This window comes from Bacteroidota bacterium (assembly GCA_026391695.1).
Lineage (GTDB): Bacteria > Bacteroidota > Bacteroidia > Bacteroidales > JAGONC01 > JAPLDP01.
In genome coordinates, this window is record JAPLDP010000016.1 from 1 (window position 1) to 12,356 (window position 12,356).

Below are 12,356 nucleotides of genomic sequence, written 5' to 3' on the forward strand. Positions count from 1 at the left end.
GATAGGCTGTGCCACAATAGAAGGAATGACCCCATATTTCTATACAACTGATGGTGGTGAAAACTGGTATTTGGATGATGAGTGGTTGGATATAATGGGAGATGACATCGTTTTTGTAAATCCCGACACCGGTTTTATTGCTAGCGCAGATGGGGTGATTTATAAAACGATAAACGGCGGCCTATCCTGGACCGCCATACAAACTCCTGCCACTCAAGATGTAAATCGTCTGTTCTTCGTGGACGAAAATAATGGGTGGGCCACGCTTGCTAATCAAGATGCTAATTTTCAGCTCATCCATACAACTGATGGAGGCTATAATTGGTCTACTCAACAAGTTTTTGAATATAATATAAGTCTTGTTCGATCACTTTATTTTATTAATGATAGTATTGGTTATGGGGGCGGGGGGTACATTGATATTGAAAATAATGATACTTATAGTTGTATTGTAAAAACCCAAAACAAGGGAGAAACATGGGAAAGTACCTATCTAACTCAAAACACATTTTATTCATTTCATGATTTATACTTTACTGACACCATAACCGGCTGGGTAGTGGGAAAGACACCCTATGAATATCTTATTTTACATACTAACAATGGAGGTGAAACATGGGAAGAACAAACAATAGCAGATACACCAGAACCAAGCAGAGTAAGTTGCGTATTTTTTGTTAATAATACAATAGGGTGGATAGGTGGAGGAGGACCAGGTTTTGGAGTCATATATTTTACTCACAATGGTGGTGAAGACTGGTATTTGCAACAGTTATTTTACGAACCTATTTGGGATATTCAAATGCTCAATTGTGATACCGGTTGGGCGGTGGGCGCCGACTATATCTACCACACGACCAATGGCGATACACTCAGTATTGAGGATGTGAAAGAAAACAAATTTGTAAGAGACCTTTTTACTATCAACCCGAATCCTGCAAATGGATTTTTTACTTTAAAAACTACCCAACCATTACCAACGCTAATGTGCCAATTATTAATAACAAACCTATACGGTGAACCTGTTTTTCAATTAAACAAGGTAACAGTTGAACAATTGAACAATCAGGCCATCGACTTGTCACATAAGCCCACCGGTATTTACTTTATCACAATTAAATACACCTTAAACAATCAAATTTATTCATTAACAAAAAAAATCATGAGGCTATGACGAAGCTAAAATTTTTTCTGCTATTCCTGTTGTTTATACCACATTATTCAAAGGCCCAGTGGGAAATGCAACTTGACATACAAAACTTCACTTATTTAGATCGTATATTTTTTCTGAATGAAAACTTAGGCTGGGCGATAGGCTGTGCCACAATAGAAGGAATGACCCCATATTTCTATACAACTGATGGTGGTGAAAACTGGTATTTGGATGATGAGTTTTAGAATACTTAAATGATAGCTTTCAGATAGTTCATACTATGAATGGGGGTGATAATTGGTATACTCAACAAGTTTTTGAATATAATTTAAGTATTATTCGATCACTTTATTTTATCAATGATAGTATTGGCTATGGGGGCGGGGCATATTATGATATTGAAAATGATGATATTTATAGTTGTATTGTAAAAACCTTGGACAAAGGAGAAACATGGGAAATCATTTATCTGACTCAAAATACATCTTATTCAATTCGTGATTTATTTTTTACTGACACAATAAACGGCTGGGCTGTAGGAACTAAGCCATACCAACAATATTTTCTCATGCATACAGACAATGGTGGCGAAACCTGGGAAGAACAAACAATAGCATGTACGCCAGAACCAAATGGCTTAGATTGTGTGTATTTTGTCAATGATACAACGGGGTGGATAGGTGGAGCGGGATCAGGTTTTGGAGTTATATATTTCACTCACAATGGTGGCGAAGACTGGCAACTGCAACAGGAGTTATACAGTCAAATAGGTGACATCCAAATGCTCAACTGTGATACCGGCTGGGCTGTGGGTGCCGATTATATCTACCACACAACCAATGGCGATACAATACTTATTAATGGTGTGAATGAAAACAAACCTAAAAAAGACTTCTTCGCTATCTACCCAAATCCCACAAATGGTATTTTCATGATAAAAACCGCCTACAAATCACCAATGGTAATATGCTGGGTATTAATCACAAACCTATATGGTGATCCTGTCTTTCAACTAAACAATGTAACAATTGAACAATCGAACAGTCAGTTCATCGACCTGTCATATCACCCTGCAGGTATTTATTTTATCACAATCAAATATACTGCAGACAATCAAATTAATACGTTCACAAAAAAAATCATGAAGCTATGAAAAAATTAATCAGTTTTTTAGGCTTGTTCATTTTTATAAACAGTGTCATCATGGCACAGCAGATCATACAACAGTTTACTTTTCCGCAAAACGATGTACAACTGACGCAAAATGGCGTGTATGATGTTGTAAAACTCCCGGACGCATATTATTTGCAAGAGGAAGAACATGCCGGGAAGCCACAATTACCGGTAAAGCAATTCAAATTATTGCTACCGCAAGGTGCATTAACTACCAATGTAAATCTTACAATAAATTCGGAGCAGCAGCTTTCGGGCAGTTTCTACCTTTATCCGGTTCAACTGCCGGTGTATGCTAATTTTAGTAGCCCACCAGCTTTCGTTGAACCTGATACAATCATCTACAATTCAAACGATCCCTTCCCGACTGATTATATTTATAAATATGAAATGAGCGGATTTCGCGATTACAACTATGTAACGGTGAGTTTTATACCATTCCGGTATATCCCTTTAAGCCGACAGCTACATCTGTTAACAAGTATAACAATAACTGTCACTTACACTGTGAACGCTATAGGTGAAACTCATAAATTGCGGCCATACGGCAGCACAGATCACGAGGCATATGAGTTCATTAAATCGATAGTAATAAATCCTACTCAAATTGAGGCTTTTTATCCTGATGCAGCAAATAAAATCGCTCAGTACCTTGGTACCAGAGAGATAGCTGAAAGCTATGGGGGATATGAACCTACCGAACTGCCGGCTCTGGAAAGCAATCCTGTAGATTATATTATAATCACCAACAATACCGATGTTTACGGCAATAATATCGGAGATTTTACAAATAAATTCCAGCAATTGGCTGATTGGAAAATACTAAGCGGAAGCTCTGCTAAAGTGATAACAGTGGATGCCATACGACAGTCATACCCTGGTGTTGACATAGCGGAACAAATCCGGCAATTCATAAAAGATGCCCATCGCCTGTGGGGTACCGAATATGTATTGATAGGAGGAAATGCCTCAATCGTGCCTGTTCGCTGGATTGGACATTTTTTAGTTCCTAAAGAGAAGCCGACCGATTTATATTATTCAGCTATTTTGCATCCTGATCTTCTCTATAATGATAATTGGAATAGAGATGGAGATATTATATTTGGAAATGGAAGCGGACCAGATGCAGATTATTGCGACTTTTATCCTGATATCGCAGTTGGCCGTGCACCTGTTGATACCGACGATGAGCTAAATCTATTTTTACAGAAACATTTTACCTATTACCGTTGCTCATTTGCACCAGAAGTGCCAGGTATACCACAAGACGTAGCCTGGCTGGCTAAGCAGTTGAATTTTAGTGGAATAATTGATTCTAATTATAATTGGGATAGTGACCCTAGCATTCTTGGCCTTTATAGAACATGGCAAATAACCGAACAATTCTCATTTGGAGAGGATCATCATCAATATACAATGCACGAATATTTGCCAAACTGGAATTCAACGCATCATGATTGGTGCCCCGCTTATTATAATCCTGTTATAGAACCGGATGGTTGCTCCGAAAGTTATATTATTATTTACGATGAAAATGTAGGACATACAGAAGTTAAATATCAGTTAAATCAAAGATACGGTATTGTTAACCACATTGACCATTCAGGGAGATTTGGATTAGGGCTTTGTGGTATAACCACACAATGTGGTTTAAATAGCTCTGATTTTTGGGATCTTTTTCCAACGAATAAATATTCTGTTTTTCTCAGCGCAGGTTGTCAGGTATGCCCTATTGATTTAAATTTTTATATTGGAGAGCAATGGTTATCCTCTCCTAATGGAGGTGTCGCTTTCCTCGGACCATCTGCTGATATACTAACACAAAATGGCAATGATTATGATTATCAATTTTTTAAATTGTTATACAACACTAGCACGAATATAGTAGGAAAGTTAAATAATTATGCTCCCTCTTTTGTTTTTGGAGGCGAACCCTACCTCCATAAAATAATGCAACTTCTTGGTGATCCTGAATTATCAATTTATACAGATGAACCTGTAGAAATGAGTGTTACACATGATAACACAGTGCCAATAGGCACTTCCACTTTTAGCGTGACCGTTTCTGACGTACCACCCGGAGAATTTGCAACAATATGTCTATATAAAGAAAATGAAGTCTATGTATCTACTTTAACTGGTGGTGTATCTACCATGCAAATTACACCTGATAACATTGGCATAATGAAACTAACAGTTACCTGCCACAACAGAGAGCCCTATGAATCCACGATTAGTGTGATTCAAAATTCTGGTGCTCATTTATATATAAGCAATATAACAATCACTGATGAAAATGAAAATGGATTTATTGAACCTGGAGAACAGATTGAATTAAGTATTAAATTAAACAACTCAGGAGCAATCGAAGCAAGTGATATCCGGGGTACTTTAATGCCACTTGATCCAAATATTACAATGGATCAGGATTTTTCTTATTATCCTGATTTAGGACCAGGAGAAGAAGGCATTTCAAATAATACTTATATTTTTAAAGCCCCCCTAGATTTATCCTATGGTAATGCGATTTCTTTCGAACTCCAAATTTCTACACCTGCTCAAGGTAGCTTTATTGAGCGTTTCTTCTTCAATATTAAAACTTCCCAACTTGAAATTGGTGACAGAACCGTAAACGGAGGAGATCCATATCAATTTGTGTCCGGCTATGTTGGTCATTTATACGTTGATATTTATAATTACGGGACCGTAACTGCAAGCGATTTAACAGCAGTATTAACAACCGAATTACCTGAGTATGTTGAAATTCAAACAGGAACCAGCGTTTATGGTGATATCGAAAGCTTTAAAAAAGGCACCAATTCACCTGAATTCAAATTCCTTATTCGCGAGCATTATAGTGGTCAGGCCTTGATATTTGAATTGACATTAACTGATGGTTTCGGGAAAACAGATGTATTTGAACTAAATCTAACAGAGAATCCACCTGAATCCATTAGCGGTTTCGATTTTTCGCCAGGTAAAAATGATATAACACTTTATTGGATAGGGGTTAATGGTACTAAAGGCTATAATATATACCGAAGTGAAACGGAAACAGGCATTTACGAAAGAATAAATAATTTCCTCGTCACAGGTACATCGATGTATTACGATTCAGAACTTGAAGCATCAACGGAGTATTATTACAAAATAAGTGCAGTTTCAACTACAGGTAATGAATTAAACATTGGTAATTTAATAGCAAATCATGCATGGACATCTCTGGATTCACATGGTCAATTTCCAATAGCGGTGAGTGATGGTGTTGCTAATAGTAACTGGACATCCATAACAGTTGCTGACGTTGATGAAAACGGAACAAATGAATTATTCCCTGCTTTCACTAGAAATAGAGATGGTCTGATAATGGGCTTTAATGAAACAGGACAGGAACTATACGATATTGATGGAGATGAAGCAACTGTTTCAGGATTTGCTGAAATTGTTTTACCTCAAAATAGCAGCGGAAAAACTGAGGGTGGGGAGTTACATTCTGAAGCTGCCGTTGGAGACGTTGATAATGATAATCATGCAGAAGTGTTCGTTACAACCCACGGAAGCTATTACGCACCTGAAAGGGGATATTTATTTGGATTTAAGACCGTTGATGAGGAAGAACCGTTAAATCAACCAGATCCTTTGTGGAATGATATACCGATCGACTTGGGATATCATTCTTCTTCAAGTCCTGTTTTAGCCAACTTGGACGGGAATGAGAATGGATTTATGGATATAATAACTAATAATGGATTTAAAGATATAATAACTGAGCAGAAATATCAAAAGAACAGAGTGTTCTCTCATGATGGTTCTTTGAAATGGGAGAGACAATTTGTGGACGACCTCTCATCTTCTTGCGGTTATTTAGCCGTTGCAGATCTGGATAATAATGGATATCAAGAAATAATAAATGGATCACATACACCAGGGGAAATATATATTTACAATCATGACGGATCAGATTATAATATAAATCCTGTTCTTATAAATTCAGTCCTACCTTTCAATTCAAATCCAGTTATTGCTAATATCGATTCTGATGTCGAACTTGAGATAATAATTGTAGGAATAAGCAATGGTTATGGAAAACTTTACGCTATTAATACTGATGGTAGTTTTGTTGAAGGCAAATGGGATGGCCAAATTAACCTGAATTGTAGTACGGGTTTAGCACCACAAGCTGCTATTGGTAATTTGAACAATGATGAAAGCCTGGAAATCGCAATTGCCGATGATGAAAAATTATATGTTTTTGATAATCTTGGAAATACTATTTCTGGATTTCCGGTTGAAATTGCCGACTTGGAGTGCGGCAATCGTTCACCACTACTTGCAGATGTTGATTCAGACAATGATATAGAAATTATCGTTACAGCATCAAACGACAGAATATATGCTTTCAATCCTGATGGCACAGAGTGTATTTACTGGAGATTAGCTTCTAAGTCTACTAATGGTTTTTATGCGACACCTACAATATCAGATATAAATAATGATGGTTTAAGCGAAATAATTGCCAGCGATGTATTTGGGAAAACATTTGTTTGGAAAACAACCGGTGATGCACATAAAATAGAATGGGGACAATACAGGCATGATTCATACAACAGTGGAACGTATAGTAATTTTTGCTATTATGATGCCGAAAATCCCGAAATTATTACCAGTAATGAGGAATGGACGGAAAATTATGATATGCGGAGGGATATCATCATAGAATCTTCAGGTACTCTTACTATTCATAGCCATGTTACAATGCCTGAGGACGCTAAAATTACTGTTCAATGTGGTGGTAAATTAATCATTGATGGGGGTTTGCTGACCTCTGCTTGCCAGGGCCCCTGGCAAGGTATAGAAATTGAAGGTAATCCAAACCATGAGCAAATACCCACTTCTTACCAGGGCATGATCGTCATTATGAATGAAGGCACCATTGAAAATGCTAAATGTGCAGTAAAAGCCATCGACGGCGGTATTGTTGTCGCTGTCTCGGCCAACTTCATCAATAACCATACTGCTGTGGAATTTTTACCTTACGGATACGAAAATATCAGCCTCTTTACCTTTTGCACCTTTGAAACCAACAAGGATCATTTGGAAGATTGTGATCCTGAACATTTTGTCGATATGACTGAGGTTCATAGCATTCAGTTTAATGGCTGTACATTTAAAAACATCTGTCCGTTGAGCGATCCCGAGCTGACTCAGAGAGGAACAGGTATATATAGCACTAATTCAAGTTTTTACCTTGACCATGAATGTAAATATTACGTCAGGCCCTGCGAAGATTACCAGTATAACCTGTTCCAGTGGCTGAGTTATGGGATTTATGCAACCGATATAGGTTTCGACAATTCCATGAAAGTCAGCCATACTAATTTCATCAATAATATGAAGGGGCTTTACCTGAGCGGATACAGCAACGGCATCGAGGTCACCTCAAATGAATTTGATGTATACGATTCTGCTTTAGACCCCGATGGCTATGGTATGTATTTAGATCACTGTACAGGATACCATGTCGAAGACAACAGGTTTCATAACGGATCTCTCGTTGAGAACATTGTTGGCTTATACATCAATAACTCAGGTACCGAGGACAATATGATCTATAACAACAGTTTCAACACGCTTGATTATGCCATTATCGCTCATAATATCAACCGTGATGACAGAGAACAAAGCGGGCTTTGTATAAAATGCAATGATTTCACTGCCAATACCAATGATATTTCGGTTACGGTCTACAATCCCTCTGTAACGCCCGATTATGGCATTGCCGAATTTCAGGGATCGATGGCTCCCTCCAACACCGCTCCTGCCGGCAATACCTTCACCGTAAGTGGTTCACATGAGTATGATATCTATAATGAAGGGAATAACATCGTGTATATTCATCATCGGGCGTCTTCAACACCATTAAAAATCATCCCGGATATGATATCTTCAAATATCACATTAGTAGAAAATATCGTAGCATATTACAATAAAAATTTAAGCTGCCCGTCAATGCTGAATTATGGAGAAGGCAGCAAAGAAAATCTTAAATCATTGATGGCCGAAGCCAGTACAAACATTCTGACAACACAGGCTGAATTGGCTGAGGTTGTTGATGGGGGTAATACGGAAGAGATGAATACGGATGTCATTATGAGCATTCCTGACGAAGCGCTCGAAATTCGTCAGCAATTACTTGATGAATCGCCATACTTGTCCGATACGGTGATGAAATCAGCCATATACAAGGAAGAGGTCTTGCCCAATGCCATGGTTCGTGATGTTTTGGTAGCAAATCCGCAGTCAGCCAAGTCGGATGATGTTCTGGAAGCTTTGGATAACCGCTGGGATCCCATGCCGGATTATATGATGGCCGAAATCATGGAAGGTAAAGACTCCCTCGGCGCCAAAGAAGTTCTTGACTCCAGGTTGACTTTTCATAAACAGGAACGGTCAAATGCATTTCATACACTAATCAGGAATTATAAAAACGATACGATCAACTCCTGGTGTACCGACAGCCTGATCAGTCTTCTGCAAAATGAAGAAGCCATACAGGAAAAGTATCGCCTGGCTTTTCTGTACCTGCAACTCCACGATAGCCTCCAGGCCGAGGCCACCCTGGATGATATCCCGGATTCCTATGAGTTAACAGATGAACAACTGGCAATACATGGTTATTATCTAGAGTTGTTCGATTTACTCAGGGAACTGGAGATAGACAGCTTATCCATACTCAAGCCTGACAGTATCCAGATCAGCACATTGCAGACGTTGGCATTGAACGATGCTTATCTGCCCGGTGTTTTTGCCCGCAATATCCTGTTAGTCAACGGATTAATTGAGTATCAGGAACCTGTCGTACTGCCCGACCCGCTTAAATCGGCCGAGGTCAGGAAAGATTACGGTAAAATGAATGTAAATCCGGTAACCGGAGCATCCAGACTATTGATTTATCCTAATCCGTCAAATCAGTATATCATTGTTGAATTTCACCTGGATAATGATGGTATGGAAAGCTACATCGATATCCTGGATGCTTCTTCCATAAAAGTGGGTGAAATGCAATTACATGGCAGCCAAAACCAGGTGGTAGTGCCCGTAAACAATCTGAAGCCGGGACTTTATCTGGTAAGGCTTATGGTTGACCAACGGGTAATAGAAAGCAAGAAGGTGGCGGTGCTATAATCGCGTATTACTTGCGATTTTACTGACCTTTTTTAATTGGGCGATTGTCAATTAGACGATGTTCGATATTCAAATTGACTAATCGACTAATTGACTAATTGACTAATTGATAAATCGTTCCATTGGCCATTGACAATCGCCTAATTAAATCATTTTTCCTCAAATATTTGCTTTTCATAAATATATAGATTATCTTTAGCTGCTCATTATCGTCAGTGATAAAAGACATGAACCGATATTCAAAACAAAATTGCGCAAATCATCTCAACAGAAATGCTGACCAGATTTCTCAGGCCACTTTTAACTGCATATTTTCAGTATGATACATATAATCAAACAGCAATGCTATCAATTAAAATGAATAATATTTTTAAAAGTTTCATTTGCTTTTTATTGATTAATACATTATTGATACTGAACTGCTATGCTCAGTGGAATTGGCAGAACCCTAAACCGCAAAGAAATAGTCTATGTGGAATTTTTTTTATTGACGAAATGTCAGGTTGGGCAGTTGGAATTAAGGGTACAATAATTAATACAGAAGATGGTGGCTTGACTTGGAATGTCAGGGATAGTGGATCAGACATAGATTTCAATTCTGTTTTTTTTATAGATAGTGTTCATGGATGGATTGTGGGAGATAGTGGACTCATTTTACATACTGATAATGGAGGATTAGAATGGGAAGAACAAAATAGTGGTTATTCCCATAATCTTTATGCATTATTCTTTACTGACTCATCCATCGGATGGATTGTTGGACATAATAATTTAATTATTCATACTATAGATGGTGGTATTAACTGGGAGACTCAATATGTCTACGATCATAATGATAGATTTCTTCATTCAGTCTATTTCGTTACTCCGATGATCGGCTATGTAGTTGGGGGTTTAATATCTGAAATCCAAGGCGGCTGGATATGGGATACAAATAATGGAGGTGAAACGTGGAATCATAGTTATGGGACATTGGAAGAGCCCTTATACTCTGTATATTTCACCGATCAAAATAATGGATGGGCAGTAGGATCCAAACTTTTAATTCTACATACAGACGATGGAGGTTATAGCTGGGATCAGCAACATATAATTACAAATCCCCTTTTACTTACTTCCGTTTGTTTTAATGATTCTAATAATGGGATTGCTGTCGGCGATAATGGAATGATTTTTTTTACCAACGATGGAGGACAAAACTGGGGGGAACAATCCGAAGAATTTGAAATTAATCTTCATTCGATACATTACGTCAACTCACAAAAGGCAATTGCTGTTGGTAGGGATGGACAAATGACTAAAACAGATGATGGCGGAAATAGTTGGAAATCTATAAGTTATGCAACAACAAATTTTTTATCGTCAGTTTGTTTTATTGATCCTCTCAATGGCTGGACAGTGGGAGGATTGGATATGATATTACATTCTACGGATGGTGGAAATACATGGATTAATCAAATTAATCAAAATAATAATGATTATATACCATTACGTTCGATTTATTTACATTCAGTTTATTTTATTGATGAATATAATGGTTGGGCAGTTGGTTACTCGGGAACAATTATTCATACAAATGATGGAGGATTAAATTGGGAAACACAAAGTTGTCCTATTGGTACTCTTGAATTAGAAGATGTCCTTTTTATTGACAAAAATAAGGGCTGGATCTTATCTGATCATTGGTTGTTGTATACTAATGATGGAGGGAATTTATGGCAGACAACATATTATGAAAATAATGGTTTCAGTTCAATTTATTTTCTTGATTCACAAAACGGATGGATTACAGGCTATTTTTTCCTTTTACACACTAATGACGGCGGGTTTTCATGGGCAGAACAAAATATTCCAGAAGGTTTTGCAGCTGGAATAGTCTTTTTTACTGATTCTTTGAGAGGATGGATTGGCGGACACTTGGATGGATATTCAGATCTGATACATACCACCGATGGTGGTGAGACCTGGGAATTCGTGGATACTTGTTTTGAATATATATACATTAAATCAATATTTTTCAGTGATCCCTCTAATGGTTGGGTTATTGGCCGTTATGGCAATATTTTTCGGACTTTTGATGGTGGAAATAGTTGGGAAATTCAGTTTGATGAGGAAAATCTCTGGTTTAAATCTGCTTCATTTACTGACGAAGAAAATGGCTGGGTAGTTGGGGATCATGGTGTGATTCTACATACAAATAATGGCGGTTTAGTTTGGTCTCAACAAAAAGAACCAGTGGAACAATTCGAAGTATCCAATTTCCCGAATCCTAGCACAGGAGTATCTTCAATTGAATTAACACTACCTCATTCTTCACTTGTTTTAATTGAATTATTCGATAATTATGGAAGGAAGGTTTATGATGTTATTAATGAGAAAAGAGAAACAGGAGTCCAATACATAAAACTAGATTGCAATGGATTAGCAAAGGGTGTATATTTTTATCGTGTAGTAATTGAAAAGCAATCTGTTACAAAAAAGATTATCTTGATATAATTTCCATTCAGGTACTTCACACCATCGAAAAAATGACCGGCTGGAGGATCGGAGAGTACAGGAATTACAGGGTGTAGCGGCATGATTAGGCGATTGTCAATTAGACGATGTTCGATATTCAAATTGACTAATCGACTAATTGACTAATTGACTAATTGATAAATCGTTCCATTGGCCATTGACAATCGCCTAATCCATTTTGCTGCGTGCCTGCGGCACTATATACTGCCGCAACTACGTTGCTATCGGATGCCATGCCTACGGCACTATTTGCAGTCCCGACTGCGCCGGGATTTCGCTCAGCTAAGCTTCGCTCAACTTGTAGCTAAAATAAGCTATATTTGTAACC

At 37.8% G+C, this 12,356-nt stretch carries 5 protein-coding genes; all 5 read left to right on the top strand.

Going from position 1 to position 12,356, the window contains the following annotated elements; translation table 11 throughout:
• On the top strand, positions 1-1,174 hold a 1,174-nt coding region (locus tag NT175_00335; protein MCX6233161.1), incomplete at its 5' end, for a YCF48-related protein.
• On the top strand, positions 1,171-1,398 hold the full coding sequence (locus tag NT175_00340; GenBank protein MCX6233162.1) for a hypothetical protein: 228 nt from the start codon (positions 1,171-1,173) through the stop codon (positions 1,396-1,398). The genes NT175_00335 and NT175_00340, both read left to right, overlap by 4 nt.
• A 35-nt stretch (positions 1,399-1,433) precedes the next feature.
• The gene (locus NT175_00345; protein MCX6233163.1) at positions 1,434-2,306 is read left to right on the top strand and encodes a YCF48-related protein; all 873 of its coding nucleotides are present in this window, start codon (positions 1,434-1,436) and stop codon (positions 2,304-2,306) included.
• The gene (locus tag NT175_00350) at positions 2,303-9,511 is read left to right on the top strand and encodes a C25 family cysteine peptidase (protein MCX6233164.1); all 7,209 of its coding nucleotides are present in this window, start codon (positions 2,303-2,305) and stop codon (positions 9,509-9,511) included. Before NT175_00345 ends, NT175_00350 begins: the two co-directional genes overlap by 4 nt.
• A 273-nt stretch (positions 9,512-9,784) precedes the next feature.
• A complete protein-coding gene (locus NT175_00355; GenBank protein MCX6233165.1) occupies positions 9,785-12,007 on the top strand; it encodes a YCF48-related protein in 2,223 nt (740 codons plus the stop codon).
• The last annotated feature ends 349 nt before the right edge of the window (positions 12,008-12,356 follow it).